The sequence below is a fragment of the Blastocatellia bacterium genome (assembly GCA_035573895.1).
GTDB lineage: Bacteria > Acidobacteriota > Blastocatellia > HR10 > HR10 > DATLZR01.
Genome location: DATLZR010000041.1, coordinates 23,654 through 42,619, shown reverse-complemented (window position 1 = coordinate 42,619; position 18,966 = coordinate 23,654). Strand labels below are relative to the sequence as shown.

The window sequence follows — 18,966 nt, the reverse complement described above, 5'->3', positions numbered from 1 at the left end:
CACAGCAAACACCCCCCCCGCTAACCCACTCTTGCTCCTTCTATCGAATTCCGCTATAGTTTCAGCCCCTATGACAAATCCCGCCCAAGGACAGGACAAAGAAGGCATGGGGATACTGACAAGAGAACAACTGCTTGAGATTTACTACTACATGAAACTCACCCGAACGATTGAGGAGAGGCTCACACACCTTTACCGCCAGGGGAAGATCGTCGGTGGGCTTTATCGCAGTCTTGGACAGGAAGGCGAATCCGTCGCAAGCGCATATGCCCTTGAACCCGGAGACTTCATCGCCCCGATGATTCGCAATCTCGGGTCACTTCTGGTTCGTGGCGTCAAGCCCTGGGAGATATTCACGCAATATATGGCGCGGGGGACGAGTCCGACACGAGGTAAGGATTCAGTGGTTCACTTCGGCAGTGTGGAACGGGGGATCATTCCCCCCATCAGCCACCTTGGGGACCTCATTCCCGTCATGGCTGGTATTGCTCTTGCCTCGAAAATGAAACGCCTCCGATCGGTTGCACTGACTTACATTGGCGACGGTGGAACGAGTACCGGAGTGTTCCACGAGGGTCTGAACTTCGCGGCGGTTTTCAAACTACCCTTGATTGTAGTCGCAGAAGATAACGGGTACGCGTATTCCACGCCCAAGCACAAGCAAATGGCCATCGAGAATATCGCTGATCGGGCCATCGGTTACGGTATCTTCGGCGAGACTGTTGATGGCAATGATGTAGAGGCTGTTTACGCAGCAACGCGCCGAGCCGTTGAAAGGGCGCGCCAGGGACTTGGTCCAACACTTCTGGAGGTCAAGACATTCCGCATGCGCGGTCATGCCGAGCACGACGATGCCCGGTATGTGCCGGCCGAACTTTTCGAGCACTGGCGGCAAAAGGATCCCATTGATCGCCTCGTCCGCTATCTCAGGGAGAACAATTTGGCTTCAGAAGATGATCTCGCTGGGATTGACTCACGAATTGACGCCGAGGTGGAGCACGACCTCCGGTACGCCGAACAGTCCCCGATGCCTGATCCCTCAATCGCACTCCAGGATGTTTACTATGAGGGGGTTGGTTCTTTTCCCCCATCGCTTGAACGCGAACCAACATACCGGAGGACATAACTGATGGCGGTTCTCACGTATCTGGAAGCGATTCGTCAAGGGCTATGGGAAGAGATGGAACGGGACGAACGGGTATTTCTCCTCGGCGAGGATATTGGGGTCTACGGTGGTGCGTTCAAGGTGACCGAGGGATTCCTTGAGCATTTTGGAGAGGAACGGGTCATAGACACGCCCATCTCGGAAGCTGCCATCGTCGGAGCTGCCATTGGCGCAGCTCTTCTCGGAATGCGTCCTGTTGCGGAGATGCAATTCATTGACTTTATTTCCTGCGCCTTCGATCAGATTACCAACATGGCGGCGAAGTCACGCTACCGTTGGGGTGCTGGTGTTCCCATCGTTGTCCGCGGTCCCTGCGGTGGTGGCGTCCATGGGGGTCCCTTTCACTCGCAGAACGTGGAAGCCTATTTCTTCCATACGCCTGGCCTGAAGATTGTTGAACCGGCGACGGCGTATGATGCAAAGGGTTTGATCAAGGCGGCCATCCGGGATGAAGATCCCGTCCTTTACTTTGAGCACAAATACCTCTACCGAAGGATCAAAGAAGAGGTTCCCGAAGAGGACTATATCGTCCCGATCGGTAAAGCGGCGATTCGGAGGCCGGGAAAGGACCTGACGATCATCAGCTACGGCTGGATGCTCCACAAATCATTGGACGCGGCCCATCAGCTTGCTGCTGAGGGAATAGATGCAGAAGTCATTGATCTCAGAACGCTCCTTCCTTTGGATGACGAAACCATCCTGTCATCGGCAGCGAAGACGGGAAAGGTTCTCATTGTCCATGAAGACACACGAACCGGCGGCATTGCTGGAGAGATTGCCCTACGCATCACGGAGCGCGTATTCGAGTATCTTGATGGCCCTATTCTCCGCGTCACCGCTCCGGATACTCCCGTTCCGTACAGCCCTCCGTTGGAGGAGTTCTTCCTTCCTCAGGTGGAGGAAATCGTGGCGGCAGCCCGGTGGCTGGCGCTCTACTGACAGGCGATCATGCCAGGACATTGTGAGAATTCCGTACTGGACGGGGTCCGACTGACGCGGATCGGCCTTGTGGTCCATGCTAATCTCTATCCATAACCGGAGGGGACTGTGAGAGTAGACGTCATCATGCCCCAGATGGGGGAAAGTATCGCGGAAGGAACCATTACGAAGTGGTTCAAGAAACCCGGCGAACGGGTAAAGCGGGACGAACCGCTATTTGAGATCTCCACAGACAAAGTCGACGCGGAGATCCCATCGCCGGCGGAAGGGATTCTGGCGGAGATTCTCGTGGCAGAGGGAGAAACCGTCCCAATCAAGACAGTCGTGGCCAGACTGGAGACGGAAGCTGAGGTGTCATCAGCAGCAGGTCCCCCTACTGCTTCTTCGATACCGAGACCTGAGCCAAGCACGCATACCGCCGCTACGTTGCCCTCGTCCCCTTCCCTGTCAGCAACGCCGCCCAAACGAGAAACACCAGAGCGCAGGCTCACGCTTGAACCTTATCCCTGGGAGAAGCAGAAAAAGCCAATTACAATTTCCGTCCCGGAACAACCAGCTCCGGTTGGTGTTTCTGCGCCTGGGTTGCGTGCCTCTCCTGTGGTCCGCAAACTCGCACGAGAGTATAACATTGATCTCTCGCACATCCAGGGAACGGGAATGGGGGGCCGCATTACCAAACGAGATGTCTTGAGCTACATCGAAAACCGGAGGGCTTCTGTCAGCCCAGTTCCCGCCGAACCTATCGAGCCTGAGCGGCCTGCTGTGAGCGGGGTGACCTTTGAAGGTGAGCGCGTCGAGGTCGTTCCCATGACCGTCATGCGCAAAAAGATCGCCGAGCACATGATCCTGAGCCAGCGCACCTCAGCCCACGTGACGACGGTCTTTGAGATTGACATGACCCGGGTCGAAGAGCTTCGCCGCCAGTTGCGCGAGGAATTCCAGAAGCGACACGGGATTCATCTAACCTACCTCCCGTTTATCACCCGCGCCACCGTTGACGCGCTCAAGGCCTTCCCCATTCTCAACGCATCGGTCGCCGAGGACAAGATCATCTATCGAAAGGACATCAACATCGGCATCGCCGTCGCTCTGGATTGGGGACTGATCGTTCCCGTCATCAAAAACGCGGATGAAAAAAGTCTCGTGGGCTTGGCCAAAGCCATTTCCGATCTCGCCACACGAGCCCGAGCTAAGCAACTCAAACCGGAGGACGTTCAAGGAGGAACATTCACCATCACCAATCCCGGTCTTTTCGGCTCGCTTTTCGGAACTCCCATCATTAACCAGCCTCAAGTCGCCATCCTCGGTGTTGGTCAGATTGCCAAGCGTCCTGTAGTTATCGAGACGGACAGGGGCGATGCTCTTGCCATTCGTCCCACGGCGTACTTTGCGCTGACGTTTGATCACCGCCTCATTGATGGAGCTGTTGCCGACCAGTTTATGTCTCATATCAAGCGCTTCCTGGAGACTTTCGACATCAGCCGGGAGTAATCGTGGGCATGTGGGATGAAGACGGTCTTCTGGCTGTTCGGAGACTGGGGTTGGTTGAGTACGAAGACGGTTTACTCATTCAACGGCTTGTCGAACAGGAGCGTCAGCGTGGAGCCGTACCCGATACAATCCTGCTCCTTGAGCATCCTCCGGTGATCACAGTGGGCAGAAGTGCCGCTCAGAAGGCATCCCGGCAGATTCTCTGTCCACTTGAGAGGCTGCGCGAACTCGGGATAGATGTAGTTCAAACGGATCGGGGGGGAGCTGTAACATACCACGGGCCGGGTCAGCTCGTTGCCTATCCCATCCTCCAACTTCGGGGCGCGGAGCGGGACGTCCATCATTATCTGCGCTTATTGGAAGAGGTCATCATCCGCACATTGGCGGATTTTGGTATCGAGGCCCATCGAGAGGCAGGTCGAACGGGCGTCTGGGTCCGAGGAGAAAAAATCGCCTCCATCGGAGTTCACCTCAGCCGCTGGATCACGCGACACGGTTTGGCTCTGAATGTTGCCAATGACCTTTCACCCTTTGACCTGATTGTCCCCTGCGGGCTGAGCGGAGTTCGCATGACCTCGATGGAAAGGGTCTGCGGGCAGCACGTCTCCTTCGACCAGGTCGAGTCAGCTCTTATCGGCCACTTCGGCCAGGTATTCAATCGTAGGCCCTTCGTGAAACCGATTGATCGTGAATCTGTCATGGTAATCCTTCGCTCGCTGCCGGATAACCGTTATCTTCTTTTCAAACGGCGTGCTGAAGCGGGAGGATTCTGGCAACCAGTGACCGGATTCATTGAACCGGGGGAATCGCCACCGGCAGCCGCCATCCGTGAAGTTGCCGAAGAAACCGGCCTGAAGGACCAGTGCCCGCCCCTTCATCGGCTGCCCTACATTCATGCTTTTGCCATTGCACCAGAACTTCTGCCGGATTTGTCACTTCCCCAACCGGTTATCGTCCGCGAGCACACGTTTGCGGCGGAGCTCCCGGGTGAGCCAGGAAAAATCGAGCTTGATCCTCGGGAACACACCGAGTACGAGTTTGTACCCTACGACCAGGCCCTCACGCGCGTGGTATGGGCGGGAACGCGACGAGCGCTGAAGCTCGCCGAACAGACGCTCAACCAGCTTTCCGTCCTCAAGCGTCTCCGCACGGGAGCCGACCTTTAGCCCTGCTATGCTTCGCCTCATTGACCGTTCGATCCTCCGGGAGGTCACGTCGTACCTCATTCTGGCAGTCATCATCTCAATGGCCATTCTGCTTGCTGCCCAGATCGCTGATTTCGGCGAGTTATTCATCAAGCGGAACGTTCCTCCGGGGATGATCCGTACGCTGTTAGCCTCGCTCGTACCCCGCGTGTTGGTCATTACGATCCCTCTTTCTCTGCTGGTGGGAGTGATGACGGGTCTTGGTCGAATGACGGCCGATCACGAGACGACAGCTCTTTTCGCAGCGGGCGTCAGCCGAAGCCGGATCGTTCTTCCATTGATCCTGCTCGGTGGGTTGCTGTCGCTCATACTTCTGATACTCCTCGGAGAGGTCTTGCCCCGATCCTACCGCCAATTCCAGCGTATTCGGGCTGAGCTGTTGGTCCAGGGACTGCGAACTCAGATGAAGGCGCGCGTTTTCGACGATCGCTTCGTCAACAAGGTCCTCTACATCGGGGATATTGACCGCCGTTCTGACCGATGGAGCCGCCTTCTTCTCATCATGCGGGAGGGTTCCGAATCTTCTCCGCTTCTGATCACAGCAAAGACGGGTATTCTCCAGCTTGGTGACGTCCCTGAGACGTCGTTGCTCAGGCTGGAGGATGGTATGATCCACCGGCGGACGCTGGAGAACGGGCATGAGCAGTACGAGATCGAGACATTCGACCGTCTCTTTCTCCGATTCGATGCGAAATCCCGTGAGGCCATAAGGAGTAGCGGGCAACCGCCGTCAGTTCGAACCCGCCTCCAACAGATGACCCTGGGAGAGCTGCTCCGTCCCCAAAAAGAAGATCCGGCACTGTCTCAGCGTCGGCAGATTGAACTTCATAAACGACTCGCGTTGTCGCTCTCACCGGTGATCTTCGGTCTTCTGGGCTCGGTCCTTGGGTTGAGACTGCGACGGATGACGCGCGGAGCCGGGTTGACGACGGCCTTGCTTCTTGCTTGCGTTTACTATCTCCTGCTGCTTGCTGGCGAGAATCTATCACGAGCGGGCACGCTCCCACCGGCCCTCGGTCTCTGGATGGCGAATGGAATTTTCCTCGCCCTGGCAACCAGAGTCTATCGGCGCGGTGACGTGCTTCCGGGAGTTCTCATTCGTCTGGTCGAGATAATTGGCGAGTTGCGCTCCAGGGTCCAACACCTCTCCTTTCGGCTGTCGCGCAGGGCACCTCTCCCCCACTCCGTACAAGGGCCTCCCCGAGCGGCTCCTCTCATTCTCGATCGTTACCTCGCCGGGAGGTTTCTCTCGTCTCTTCTTCCCGCACTGGTCGGTCTATGGGTGCTCTTTCTCGTTTTCACGCTCTTTGAGCTGGCCTCAGATATTATCGCCCATCGCATCCCGGCCCATATCGTGGCCGAATACTGTCTCTATCTCACCCCTGTCGTCGGGGTGTATTTACTGCCTCCTGCGGCGCTCCTGGCAACGATGGTGTGCTTCAGCCTACTCAGTCGAACATCCGAGCTGGTGGCTTTTAAAGCATCAGGGATCTCGATCTACCGCACCACGGCACCGGTCATCGCGATCTGCTGCCTTCTCACGGCAGCTGTTTTTCTTGGAGAGAATTCCTTCCTCCCACGGGCTTATGCCCGACAGGATGCGCTGCGATTTTACATCAAGCAGGGTCGCTCGCCGCAGCATGTAGAACTAGCTCCTGCAGGAAGTTCCTGGATCATGTCCGCCGAACCCTGGCAGCAGACCGATCTGGTCCCCCCGACGACATATCGCGTCTATCACTTCCGCTCGTTCGACCGGTGGGCTCAGCGCCTTGATTTCCCCTTTATCGTTGAACTCGATCCGCTCACCTTCGCTCCCCGCGCGCGAATTGAGGCCCGATCTGCCCGCTGGGATAGAGAGTCACAACAATGGATTTTCTCCGAAGGGCGGCGCTGGCAATTTGACGGAAGCCACGTAACCTCTCAGCAATCGTTCTCCTCGCTCGCCTTGCGGCTGCCGGAGCAACCCGAGTACTTCACCCGGGAGCCGCTCAAGCCCGACGCTCTGACAATCTCACAACTGACCCGCTATATTCGCTATCTCGCTCAAACAGGTACCGATACCACTGAGCTTGAAGTTACCCTTCACCGCAAGAGCGCACTGGCAGTTGCATGTCTTGTCATGGGCCTTTTCGGGATTCCCTTCGGCATTGCCACGGGTCGGCATGGTGCCCTCCAAGCCGTGGGCCTGGGTATCGGTCTCGGCCTCACTTACTGGCTCTTACTGGACATTTTCTCCCAGATGGGGAAGTACGGCTACTTCTCTCCGGCGGTGGCAGCCTGGGCTCCCTGTGGATTGCTCGGCGCAGGGGGACTCTATGCGCTCTTTCGCCTCCGAAGTTGATCCCCACGTGCACCCCGATCCACACTGGCCCTGCCAGGGGACGATCTCCCCAGTGCCAGCAAGGCAACGCCCCATTACAATCTCCTATTTGGCGCGCTCCAGGTAAGTCCCATCACTTGTATTGATCCGAACGACATCACCTACCTCGACAAACGGAGGGACCTGTACGACAAGCCCCGTCTCAAGCCGGGCTGGTTTATTCACGGCGCTGACCGTCGCGCCCTTCAACCCCGGTTCCGTCTCCACGACCTTCAAATCGACAGTGGGCGGCAGCTCAATGCCTATCGGGGCACCCTGGTAATACTGCACCCGGATATGCATCTCGGGGAGCAGGTAGAGAACGGCGTCCCCCAGTGCTTCCTGATCCATCGAGATTTGCTCGAATGTCTCCACATCCATGAAGTGGTACATCTCTCCCTCTTGATAGAGATAGATGAACTCTCGCTCATCCAGCACAGCGCGCTCGACCGTGTCGGTGGAGCGGAACCGATGTTCGAAGGAAACCCCCGTCCGCAAATTCCGAAGTTTCGTTTGAACCATCGCCCGCCAGTTCCCCGGCGTCACGTGGCGAAAGTCGAGAACCCGACATGGGTCCCCCTCATGAACGATAATCATTCCCTTGCGAATCTGCGTCGCTTGAATCATCGCTTTGAATCCTCCCTCTCAACCATCAGAACCAAAAACCATAGTATATCCACATGGACGAGGTCAATCATCCCGGCTATAATCCCGCCTTAAAAGTAAGATCCTCACAGATACAGAGAGGACGATGAGTGGCCTGACAGCAGAAGAGTATCAACGTGTTACAGCCCTTCTCGGACGTGAGCCGAACGAGGTGGAGCGCGGGATGTTTTCCGCCCTTTGGTCGGAGCACTGCTCCTATAAGTCATCTAAAATTCATCTCAGGCGCCTCCCCACAACCGGACCGATGGTTCTTCAGGGGCCCGGTGAAAATGCCGGGATCATTGATGTGGGAGATGGGTGGTGCCTGGCCTTTAAGATCGAGTCTCACAATCACCCCAGTTTTATCGAGCCGTATCAGGGAGCGGCAACAGGGGTTGGCGGGATTCTCCGGGATATTTTCACCATGGGAGCGCGCCCGATCGCGCTATTGGATTCCCTTCGGTTCGGACCCCTGGACGACCCTCGGAATCGTTCCTTGCTTCGCGGAGTCGTGAAGGGGATTGGCGATTACGGTAACTGCGTGGGGATACCCACCGTCGGAGGAGAAGTCTTTTTCGCCGATTGCTACTCGACGAATCCTTTAGTGAATGTCATGGCGATCGGCCTGGGCCGAAAGGACCACATCTTCTTGGGCCGCGCAACGGGTCCCGGCAACACAGTCATCTACGTTGGGGCGAAGACGGGACGCGACGGGATTCACGGAGCCGTCATGGCGTCGGCCCAGTTCGACCGGGCACACGCGGCCAATCGTCCGGCCGTGCAGATCGGCGATCCGTTCATGGAAAAACTCCTGCTGGAGGCCTGCCTGGAAGCGATTCGCACCGGGGCTGTCGTCGGCATCCAGGATATGGGGGCTGCCGGTCTGACATGCGCCTGCGCCGAGATGGGAGCGCGCGCGGGAACCGGGATGGAGATATACCTGGACCGCGTTCCTCAACGGGATCCTGCCATGACCCCCTACGAAATCCTCCTCTCGGAATCCCAGGAGCGAATGCTTCTCGTTGTCCGGTCGGGTCGCGAACGCGAGGTCATCGAGACATTCGCTCGATGGGGCCTGGAGGCGTGCGAAATCGGGCGGGTGACCCCTGACGGACACCTGCGCGTGCTCCATCAGGGCCAGATCGTTGCTGATGTTCCCAACCGAGCCCTGGTTGAGGATGCGCCCGTCTACAGGCGCCCCATGCGGAGGCCATCGTCTATTCCGGAGCTCTCCGACATTCCTGAAAGCCCGTACTCCTTGGACGTGACTCTCCGCCGGCTTCTTGCTTCTCCCAACATAGCGTCGAAGGAGTGGATCTATTCGCAATACGACCACATGGTCCGCACGAATACTATCGTCCTGCCTGGAGCCGATGCTGCCGTCCTTCGAATCAAGGAGACGCGCAAAGGCATCGCTCTCACCCTTGACGGCAACGGTCGTTACTGCTGGCTCAATCCTCGCGAGGGTGCTCGGCTGGCCGTGGCTGAAGCTTGTCGAAATCTCGTTGTCACAGGGGCGCGCCCGATCGCCTGCACGAACTGCCTGAATTTTCCCTCCCCGGAACACCCGGAAGTTATGTGGCAGTTCAGCGAGGTTATTGACGGAATGGCCGAGGCCTGTCGCGCCTTTGAGACTCCCATCACGGGAGGAAATGTGAGCTTCTATAACGAAACGGAAGGCCGGGGGATTTATCCAACTCCGGTCATCGGGATGGTTGGGCTGATCGCCGACATCGCGCCCCCGTCAGCGAATAATCATGGCGGCCTGCCCCGGCACGTGGTCACCGCCGGTTTCAAGGCCGAAGGAGATGTCATCTACCTGCTTGGTGAGACGCGAGACCATCTAGGTGGAAGCGAATATCTTGCCTGGATTCACGGGATTGTTGCGGGACCTGTTCCCACTCTCGATCTGGAGCTCGAGCGTCGCGTCCAACAAGCGTGCTTGGAAATGATTCATGCCAACCTGTTGCACTCGGCCCACGACTGTTCCGACGGAGGATTGGCCATCGCTCTCGCCGAATCCTGTTTCTCCAGCCACAAACGACCTGCTATAGGAGCAGTGCTCTCGCTGACGACAGAAGGAGTGCGTTCTCCAACATCCCTTCTATTTAGCGAAACGCCATCTCGGATCGTCGTCACTGTCGCTCCAGGAGACACACGCGAGGTGGAGAAGATTGCAAACGCTTACGGGATTCCTTACCAGCGGATCGGTTATGTCGGCGGGACTCGCCTGCACATCCTGATTGATGGTCACGTCGCTATTGATGATCCGGTTCAGGAACTGGAGCTTATATGGCGCACGGCACTTTCTACTCAAATTGAATCTCAGAAATGACCCGCCATGACACACTGAGGCGGATGGTGATCTCCGGAGCAGCTCATGAGGGGAAATCGTTGGTGGCCAGGGACGGAATTGAACCGCCGACACAAGGATTTTCAGTCCTCTGCTCTACCGACTGAGCTACCTGGCCACACGAGGTCATTAGCCTAATGCCTCGCGGGCATTTTGTCAACACGCAATCTGCAGAGAGCGCAGCCAGGGAATCTTATGCCGCTTAGGGAGAGCGACGCCTTTGTCCTCATCACATATCCTATGGGCGAAGCCGATAAAGTTGCCGTGATGTTTACCCGAGAGTTCGGGAAAATTCGTGCCGTCGCACGAGGGGCGCGGCGACCGAAAAGCCTCTTTGGGGCGAGCTTGGAGCCGTTGAGCGAAGTCCACGTGTCCTTCTTCGAAAAGGAAACACGAGAACTCGTCTCCCTTCGCCGGTGCGAGCTTCTGATGTCTCCCTTTGAGCGCGCTTGCACTCCAGAAGGGGAACTCTTCCTTCACCACATCGGCGAAGTAACCGATCGCTTTCAGCCTCTGTCAGAACCCAACGACCGCATCTATCGCCTTCTCAAAGCCATTGTCGAAACTTTTCGCTCAGCTCCTGACCTCAACCGGCTAAGTGCCTATTTCGACATCTGGATGCTTAAGCTCAGCGGCTTCCTCGGACACTGGGATAGATGCCTCCGCTGTCAGCACCCCTATCGAACAAAAGAAGAAATTCTCGTTGGCGCTGATGGGACGACCTTCTGCCAGAAGTGCCCTCCACCGGTACAGTACCTGACTGTTGGCGAGGATGTGCGGCAGGCCATTGAGCAAATTTCTCGCCTCGATCCGTTGAGCTGGACCGAACAGGAAGTGAGTCCAACGGCGATGCAGAAGATCAAGCAACTCGCCCACCTTTTGATCACCACGATTCTTGAGCATCACCTGAGGACTGAGATAATATTCATTGCTTATCATCGAAACGAGAGGAGAATGGAGAGATGAAAAAGTATGTTTATTTCTTTGGCGACGGAAAAGCCGAGGGATCTGCTCGGTTGCGCGACCTATTGGGGGGAAAGGGAGCAGGCCTGGCGGAGATGACAAACGCCGGCCTCCCGGTTCCACCAGGATTTACGATCACAACCGAGGCATGCCGTGTCTATTATGAGAGAGGGGGTAACCTGACGGACGAGATTGAGCATCAGATGCGTGAAGCCCTTCAACGCCTCGAACAACTGCGCGGTGAACGGCTGGGAGATTCGGAGAGACCCCTACTGGTATCGGTCCGGTCGGGGGCAAAGTTCAGCATGCCGGGAATGATGGATACCATCCTGAACCTCGGCCTCAATGACGAGACCGTGGAGGCCCTGGCGCGGAGAACTTCTGACCGCCGCTTCGCCTTCGATTGCTATCGCCGTTTCATTCAAATGTTCGGTAACGTGGTGATGGGGATAGATAAACAGGCGTTCGAGCATTTGCTCCAAAATCAGAAGGAGAAGCGCGGCGCGATCCAGGACGTTGATTTATCGGCTGACGACCTGCATGAGCTGACTATTGCCTTTAAAAAGCTCGTGGAGGAAAGGACGGGCCGACCTTTCCCACAGGATCCTTACATACAGCTCAAAGAAGCCAGGGATGCCGTCTTCCGATCCTGGAACAACGAACGGGCTGTTACATACCGCCAAATCCACCACATCCCCCATGATCTCGGCACCGCAGTGACAGTCCAGGCGATGGTCTTCGGTAACATGGGTGAGCGCAGCGGCTCGGGTGTGGGATTCACACGAAATCCCGCGACGGGTGAAAAGGCCCTGTTCGGCGAGTTTCTGTTTAATGCTCAAGGCGAGGATGTCGTCGCCGGTATCAGGACTCCCCTTCCCCTTTCTGAACTCAAAACGCGAATGCCCGACGTTTATGACCAGCTTCAGGAGATTGCCGAGCGACTGGAACGTCACTATCACGATATGCAGGACTTTGAATTCACCGTTCAAGAAGGACAGCTCTTCATGCTACAAACCCGAAGCGGTAAGAGGACGGGTTACGCGGCTGTCCGCATTGCTTGTGAGTTTATTGAGGAGGGACTGGTTTCTGAGGAGGAGGCGCTTCGGTTGATCGAGGCTCAGTCGTTGAACCAGTTGCTGCACCCGGCATTTGAGAGGTCGGCGAGGGTTTCGGCTAAGGTTATCGGACGCGGATTACCGTCATCCCCTGGCGCTGCTGCTGGCCGAATTGCTCTCACGGCCAATCAAGCCCTTCGCTTCCGCCGGGATGGCTTCCCCGTTATCCTCGTTCGCACTGAAACATCCCCCGACGATATCGCGGGAATGCAAGCTGCTGAAGGCTTCCTCACCGCCCGTGGGGGAGCAACCTCACATGCTGCCGTCGTCGGTCGCCAGATGGGTAAGCCCGCTGTCGTTGGATGCGCTGATCTTGTCGTGGACGAAACCAATAGAGTAATTCGCCTCAAAGAGACCCTCCTCCACGAAGGAGATGTGATCTCTCTCGACGGGACAACCGGTGAGGTTCTACTGGGCGAAATTCGTAAATCGGATTCGGAAATCCTCCAGGTCATCCGAGGTCAGCTCGACCCCGCATCCTCCCCTCTCTATCAATACTTCAATCGAATCATGACCATCTCAAAAAGAGTCAAGAAACTCGGCGTCCGTGCCAACGCCGATACTCCCGAAGATGCTCGCCTGGCCCGCGCTCTCGGGGCCGAAGGGATTGGCCTCTGTCGTACGGAACACATGTTCTTTGGACCTGACCGGCTCCCCTGGATGCAGTCCATGATCCTGGCCACAACCCCCGCGCAGCGCCGTGAGGCTCTTCAACACCTTTTGCCGATGCAGCGATCCGATTTCGCTGCCATTTTCAGAGAAATGGATGGACTGCCCGTGACGATTCGCCTCCTCGATCCTCCTTTACACGAATTCCTCCCACGGCGAGAGCAGCTTCTCTCCGATATCGCATCTGCTCGATCCAAGGGAGAAACGACCGTCGTCTCCCACCTGGAGAGGATTCTCAGCCGCGTCGAAGAACTACATGAGTTCAATCCCATGCTTGGCCTGCGGGGATGCCGATTGGGCATCCTTTACCCAGAAGTCACCGAAATGCAGGCTCGGGCTATCTTTGAGGCCGCCTGTCAAGTCACTAAAGAGGGTGCTCACCCCATCGTGGAGATAATGGTTCCCCTCGTCAGCACGGCGGGCGAACTCCAACGCCAGAGGGAGATCATTCAGCGGGTCGCTCATGACGTATTCGCCGAGCAAGGAATAACGCTGCCCTACCTCGTCGGGACAATGATCGAACTACCACGAGCTTCTCTGCTCGCCGATGAGATCGCCCGGAGCGCAGAGTTCTTCAGCTTTGGAACGAACGATCTGACGCAAACGACCTTCGGCCTTTCCCGCGATGATACGACGGCCGTCATCGAACACTATTTGAAGATCGGTATCCTCGAATCAGATCCTTTCTCAACGCTCGACTCGAAGGGAGTGGGTGAGCTGATTAAAATCGGAGTCGAACGAGGTCGTCGTACTCGTGCCGATCTCAAAACCGGGATCTGCGGAGAACATGGTGGTGATCCGAAAAGTATCGAACTTTGCCACCACATCGGTCTCGATTATGTGAGCTGCTCTCCCTACCGAATTCCCATCGCTATCCTTGCTGCCGCACAGGCGTCTGTGACCGAGCTTGCTGCCGTCGTCGAGTAGTGCCAGATGATCTTTTGGCTCTACAGCGCGCTCCTTACGTGTGCTGCGGTGCTTCTGGCTCCCCGGGCGCTGCTTCGAGCCCAGCGCCGGAAGGACGCCCTTCCGGATCTTCGTCACCGGCTGGGATTTCTCCCCCCACTCGGGCCCGGGGCCCCAACGATCTGGATCCACGCCGTCTCCGTCGGCGAGGTCCTATCCACGCAGCCGCTTGTGGAAAAGCTTCGCGCCAACCTCAGTCCCCTGCGGCTTGTCATCTCCACCGTAACAGCCACCGGCCAGCAAATCGCACGCAATCTCTACAGCCAGGACGCCATCACCGTCTACTTCCCTTTCGATTGGGCATTCTCTGTCCGACGTGCTCTGGATCGCATTAATCCGGATCTCGTCCTCATCATGGAAACGGAAATATGGCCGCGGTTCCTCCACGAATGCCGACAGCGCGGCATTTCCGTGATCCTGATCAACGGGAGGATCTCTCAGCGTTCATTCAACGGGTACCGCCGGCTCGGGCGGTTTGCGGCGCGGATCCTGAACGACTTCTCCTACCTGCTCATGCAATCTGAAGAAGATGCCAGCCGAGTTCTCGCCTTGGGCGCCGATCCGAAACGGGTGGTCGTCGTCGGCAATATGAAATGGGATGTGTCCGTTTCGCCTGAGGAGGAGAAAAAGCTCGGCGAACTCTCTCACCTCTTCTCCCTCTCTGAACAATCCTCAGTCATCGTCGCGGCCAGCACAGCCGAAGGGGAAGAGGAAATCATTCTCTCGGCCTTCAAGAAGCTCCTGGAGAACTCATCGTCTCTTCGCACTTCACGACTCGTGATTGCGCCACGGCGGCCCGAACGGTTCGACCACGTTGGACGGATCATTCGGGCATCCGGCCTCTCCTTTGCCCGTCGGACTCGCACAACCTCCCCTTCTCCTGATACGACCGTAATTCTCCTCGATACACTGGGAGAGTTACCCGCCTTCTACCACATCGCCTCGGTTGCCGTTCTTGGTGGCTCGCTCCTCGGCTCCGCCCGTCATAACATCGCAGAACCCTTGCTCCGAGGATGCCCCGTCATCGTCGGACCGGGATTTCCAGAATCTGCTATTCCGAAATGGCCGGAGACAGCAGGAGATCTTCCGCCCGTTACCCGACTCGCTCCCGCCAGCCGGTCTCGATCTGAGGATCTCGCAAGCGCGCTCGCAACAGCAATATCTCTCTATTTCCCCGCCTCGAGGAATGGACCGCTCCATCAACTGGCCTGGTTCGCACGGAGGTACTACCAGGGAGCTACGGAAAGATGCCTTGCTTATATAACCGCCGCCCTCACTTCCCGACACCCTTCCGGAATGAATCGCTATAGCTCCGAACCAATGACCAGAGGCTGAAGATGCTCACTACAAAATGTCCCTCACCCATTAACCGACACCTGTCGAGAGAGCAACATGGAAAACGATGCCGGCTCGCCACATTTCGTGCCACTTAATCCTCACCGGTCAGGATCGCTGCTGAACCGTCGTGGACTGCCAGGAGAGCGCGTCGGATGAAGCAGGACAAAGGCCCTGGAGGGAAAATACACCGCTCAAAGAGAGTGCAGAACACGCCGTCACCTCTGCCTTCATTTCAGATGATGGACACCTGGGCACGGTATCAATCCCTCGTCCCAAAGCCAATTCGTGTCTTGCTTTCCCGCCTCTATCAAATAGCCGCGTGCACCCGGCTCAGCCTCTATCAACAGGGGTACCTCAAGTCCAAGCGAGTATCTAAACCTGTTGTCAGTGTCGGCAATCTGACTCTCGGAGGGACGGGTAAGACTCCCTTTGTGGAATACCTTGCACGGTTGTTGCAACAGGCAGGGTACCGAACTGCCGTTATCAGTCGCGGATATGGACGCCAGGGTTCCCACCCCCTGCTCGTCTCCGACGGCTCCCACATTCTCCACCCCGATCCCAATATAAGCGGCGATGAACCCCTGCTCCTCGCCCAGCACCTGCACGGCTCCGTGATCGCCGTCGGGTCAAGCCGCTATCAGACGATCCAGCTTGTTGAAGCTACTTCTCCCTGCGACATCTATCTCCTCGACGATGGTTTCCAGCACCTCCAAATCGAGCGCACTGCTGACATTGTTTTAGTTGATGCCACCAACCCCTTCGGTGACTTCGCTTTTCCGCCACAGGGAACACTCCGGGAGCCAGTCCACAGCCTTGCCCGAGCTAGTGCCGTTGTCATTACCCGCGCCGACAGACCCTTTGACCAATTCAGCCTTGAGCATACAATTCGGACTATCGCCCCTGCTGCCCCCATCTTCTATAGCTACCATGAAATGACAGACGTTTACGATCCGCTTACCGGAAATCGCCTCCCTCCCCAGAAGCTCTCCGGTCTTACCGTCCTCGCCGTTTGTTCAATTGGAAATCCATTCCTGTTTTACGAAGACCTCTGTCACTTTCAAGCTCGCGTCATTCGCTTCGTTTCCTTTCGTGACCATCACCGGTACACTCCGGGTGACGTCAAACATCTTCTACAGGAGGCGGAACGATCTCGCTGTCAAATGATTGTTACAACGGAAAAGGATTGGATTCGTCTCCGACAGGTCATTTCCACACCAGTCCAAGTACCGATTTATGTCAGCCGAATCCAAGCCCACCTTGACGATGAAGCCCGGTTCCGACAGTTCCTGCTGTCCCACCTTCACTCATCAACCAACCTTTTCTCAGTCTGACGACCCGTGTTTCAACGGCAGACATTCCCGGCAAAATGGGTTCAACCTGCAGGTTCTCAACCGAAAAACTTACTACAGGTTTCCCCTTCCCCCTATGAGTATCCTTTCCAGCTGGTCAAGGAAACTAACCTGACCTTTTACGATTTTCCGCCGAGCAACATCGAGCGTGAACCATTCGGCCCTGTCTATCTCGGGAAATTCTGCTATCTTTCCAGACTTCGGTGGCCATTCCATCGTGAAGGTGTTGCTCTTGACTCTCGAGGGCTCCAAATCCATTTCGACAGCCCAGGCATAAACCAGTTTTCCTCCCGGCAGGCGGACCGGTTCCAACGCGATCATGTCTCCGACGACCATACCCCCTACCTCCTCTTCGAACTCACGCCTTGCTGCAACCTGAGGGTCCTCATTACCTTCAATCTCACCCTTGGGAATGGACCACGCGCCTTCGTCCTTCTTCACCCAGAACGGACCCCCAGGATGAACCAACAGTACCTCAATGGTCCCAGAAACTTTCCGGAAAGGAAGTAACCCCGCGCTCCTTTTCTTTGTCGCCATGCCCTTGCCCCGCTTTTTCATCTTCCGCACCCAGATCACACTCGTTCGTTTGCTGAAATGCAAGTAGCATCTACTATCCCTCGAACGCAAGGCATTACCCAACCCAAGATTTCATTATTCCTCCGGCCAGTAGGATTCCGCCACGCAATCCAGAACCACGGAATCTTGGGAACCAATCTGATCCATAACACGATCGTAAGCTCCTTAAGACACGCATATCAAATCCCAGCGGGAGTCGTACTCCCCCACTTTTTGAAAAACCCGAAAGAACTAGCGATAACTCGCTGATCGCCTGACGCTTGTTAATCGGAAGTGCATCCTTAAAGGTCCGCTATTTAGTCAACATTTGAAAATGCTGGAAGTTATCAGACGCACGTCACAATTCCACCAACGAATCATCCAACACGACCACCTGGGGCAAAGCTTCCCTCTTGCTGACCCTGAACGTAGCTTTGCGTAATATGAGAGATTCTCGGGCGCGAGGTTGGTGATGACCCCCATTTTACCCCCCTCATTACATAACCTCGAATAAAATCTCGGCATGACTTCCCCTGTTCTATGAGGAGTGCTTTCCACACGGGACAACCGCTGACTTAAGTCAGCCGCCACCCTTTCCTTCTTCAGCGGAAACCTTCACTTTGAACGAATAATCTCCAGGGCTCTCTTAAGTTGAATATCTTCTGCCTGAGCCGATGGCTGCCGGGGTAAACGTTGCTCCGAAGGAGGCAGTTCCTCACGTTCTTCCAGCTCTTCCGGGCTCATCCCACGATCGGGACGTCGAACTTCGATCGTCGGCTGAACTCCACTTGTCGCCGATGTGGCACCCATGATCGGTCGCCCGGTAGGAGATGCGTACTTAACGGTGGTAATGTAGAGGGCACCTCCATCCCGCAATCGAAAGAGCTCTTGTTCTCCACCGATGCCAAAGGTTCGTTCTCCAACAAGTTCCCCTCTTTTGTTTTCCCCAATGGCTGCAGCCAGAACTTCAGCCGGTCCCGCTGTGCTTCGATCAATGAGAACAATAAGGGGCTTGCGGAAAATGACCTGATGTGGATCTGCCTCGATCGTCTCACGAACACGCCCTTCACGACCAACCATTTTCACCAACACCCCACTTCCCACAAAGAAATTCGCAATTCTCACAGCCTCTGACAGCTTCCCCGTAGCCACACCTCGAACATCTAAAATTAGCCGATCCACGCCACGAGCCTGAAGCGCCATAAGCTCTGACTTGATCAAATCGGCTTCTCCTTCCTCTAGCGATCCAAGCCTCAGATACCCGACGCCGGCCTCCAGAACCTTTCCTTCAGGTCGTCTTGGTCGAAGAGCTTCAAGTTTGAGTTTAAAAGTTTCCGACCGCCCCCCCCGGAAAGCCCTGAGTTCAACCTCAGTCCCCACTGGACCGACAAGCAGATCCTTCGCTTCATAGAGGCTTAAGTCACGAGTTGCTTTTCCGGCAACGAACTCGATGACATCTCCGGCCGATAGCCCAATAGTTGCCGCTGGTGATCCCGGAATCACAGAGACGACGTAGAGATAGCCAGCCACTTTAGACACGATCAAACCACTCTCTCCTTCCCCCGCAGGGACACCGGACGTCATCCGCTTCACCTGAGCGGGAGATAGATAGGCACTGTAGGGATCAAGTCCCTCTGCAAGACCACGCAACGCTCCCAACCGGACCTTCTCCAGATCGGGCTCGTCAACGTAATCGCTCACAATCCGACTCAAAACCTCCTGGAATATCGTGAGCTGAGAGTAGGGATCATTGTTGCTCGCAATCACACCATAGCGCGGCAGTAACCCACCCACGATGATGTAGAATGCCACAATGACGGAAATCACCAGCACGCTGATTTTAATTCTCATCGC

13 protein-coding genes and 1 tRNA gene are annotated in these 18,966 nt (G+C 56.2%); 10 read left to right on the top strand and 4 right to left on the bottom strand.

The window, feature by feature from the left end; translation table 11 throughout:
- The first annotated feature begins 106 nt into the window (after nt 1-106).
- The 5 genes from VNM72_04770 (at nt 107) to VNM72_04750 (ending at nt 7,141) form a co-directional block, all read left to right on the top strand.
- Nucleotides 107-1,126, top strand: a complete 1,020-nt coding sequence (locus VNM72_04770; protein HXF04712.1) for a thiamine pyrophosphate-dependent dehydrogenase E1 component subunit alpha — start codon at nt 107-109, stop codon at nt 1,124-1,126.
- A gap of 3 nt (nt 1,127-1,129) precedes the next feature.
- The gene (locus VNM72_04765; GenBank protein ID HXF04711.1) at nt 1,130-2,104 is read left to right on the top strand and encodes an alpha-ketoacid dehydrogenase subunit beta; all 975 of its coding nucleotides are present in this window, start codon (nt 1,130-1,132) and stop codon (nt 2,102-2,104) included.
- A 126-nt stretch (nt 2,105-2,230) separates the two neighbouring features.
- Nucleotides 2,231-3,595, top strand: a complete 1,365-nt coding sequence (locus VNM72_04760) for a dihydrolipoamide acetyltransferase family protein (protein HXF04710.1) — start codon at nt 2,231-2,233, stop codon at nt 3,593-3,595.
- A gap of 8 nt (nt 3,596-3,603) precedes the next feature.
- A complete protein-coding gene (gene lipB / locus VNM72_04755; protein ID HXF04709.1) occupies nt 3,604-4,761 on the top strand; it encodes a lipoyl(octanoyl) transferase LipB in 1,158 nt (385 codons plus the stop codon).
- 7 nt (nt 4,762-4,768) lie between these two features.
- Nucleotides 4,769-7,141: an LptF/LptG family permease gene (locus tag VNM72_04750; protein ID HXF04708.1), complete on the top strand. Its 2,373-nt coding sequence runs from the start codon at nt 4,769-4,771 to the stop codon at nt 7,139-7,141.
- A gap of 84 nt (nt 7,142-7,225) precedes the next feature.
- Here the strand turns inward: VNM72_04750 and efp are convergent, their stop codons facing one another.
- Nucleotides 7,226-7,786, bottom strand: coding sequence for an elongation factor P (gene efp / locus VNM72_04745; protein HXF04707.1), 561 nt, complete (start codon nt 7,784-7,786; stop codon nt 7,226-7,228).
- A 124-nt stretch (nt 7,787-7,910) separates the two neighbouring features.
- On the opposite strand from efp, the gene purL reads away from it, so the two are divergent.
- On the top strand, nt 7,911-10,139 hold the full coding sequence (purL, locus tag VNM72_04740; protein HXF04706.1) for a phosphoribosylformylglycinamidine synthase subunit PurL: 2,229 nt from the start codon (nt 7,911-7,913) through the stop codon (nt 10,137-10,139).
- A 60-nt stretch (nt 10,140-10,199) separates the two neighbouring features.
- Here the strand turns inward: purL and VNM72_04735 are convergent.
- Nucleotides 10,200-10,275, bottom strand: a tRNA-Phe gene (locus VNM72_04735).
- A gap of 77 nt (nt 10,276-10,352) precedes the next feature.
- Between VNM72_04735 and recO the strand changes: the two genes are divergently transcribed.
- The 4 genes from recO to lpxK all read left to right on the top strand — a co-directional run bounded on the left by recO (nt 10,353) and on the right by lpxK (nt 16,539).
- Entirely contained in the window at nt 10,353-11,123 is a 771-nt protein-coding gene (gene recO, locus VNM72_04730) for a DNA repair protein RecO (GenBank protein ID HXF04705.1), read from the top strand.
- Complete coding sequence (gene ppdK / locus VNM72_04725; protein ID HXF04704.1) at nt 11,120-13,831, top strand: pyruvate, phosphate dikinase; 2,712 nt, start codon at nt 11,120-11,122, stop codon at nt 13,829-13,831. The genes recO and ppdK overlap by 4 nt, the downstream gene beginning before the upstream one ends.
- A gap of 6 nt (nt 13,832-13,837) precedes the next feature.
- Entirely contained in the window at nt 13,838-15,205 is a 1,368-nt protein-coding gene (locus tag VNM72_04720; protein HXF04703.1) for a 3-deoxy-D-manno-octulosonic acid transferase, read from the top strand.
- Nucleotides 15,206-15,444: 239 nt separating this feature from the next.
- On the top strand, nt 15,445-16,539 hold the full coding sequence (lpxK, locus tag VNM72_04715) for a tetraacyldisaccharide 4'-kinase (protein ID HXF04702.1): 1,095 nt from the start codon (nt 15,445-15,447) through the stop codon (nt 16,537-16,539).
- A gap of 72 nt (nt 16,540-16,611) precedes the next feature.
- On the opposite strand, the gene VNM72_04710 is transcribed toward lpxK, so the two are convergent.
- A complete protein-coding gene (locus VNM72_04710; protein HXF04701.1) occupies nt 16,612-17,115 on the bottom strand; it encodes an NUDIX domain-containing protein in 504 nt (167 codons plus the stop codon).
- A gap of 612 nt (nt 17,116-17,727) precedes the next feature.
- Nucleotides 17,728-18,963 carry a S41 family peptidase gene (locus tag VNM72_04705; GenBank protein HXF04700.1) on the bottom strand — a complete coding sequence of 412 codons (1,236 nt, stop codon included), beginning with the start codon at nt 18,961-18,963 and terminating at the stop codon, nt 17,728-17,730.
- Nucleotides 18,964-18,966: the final 3 nt, after the last annotated feature.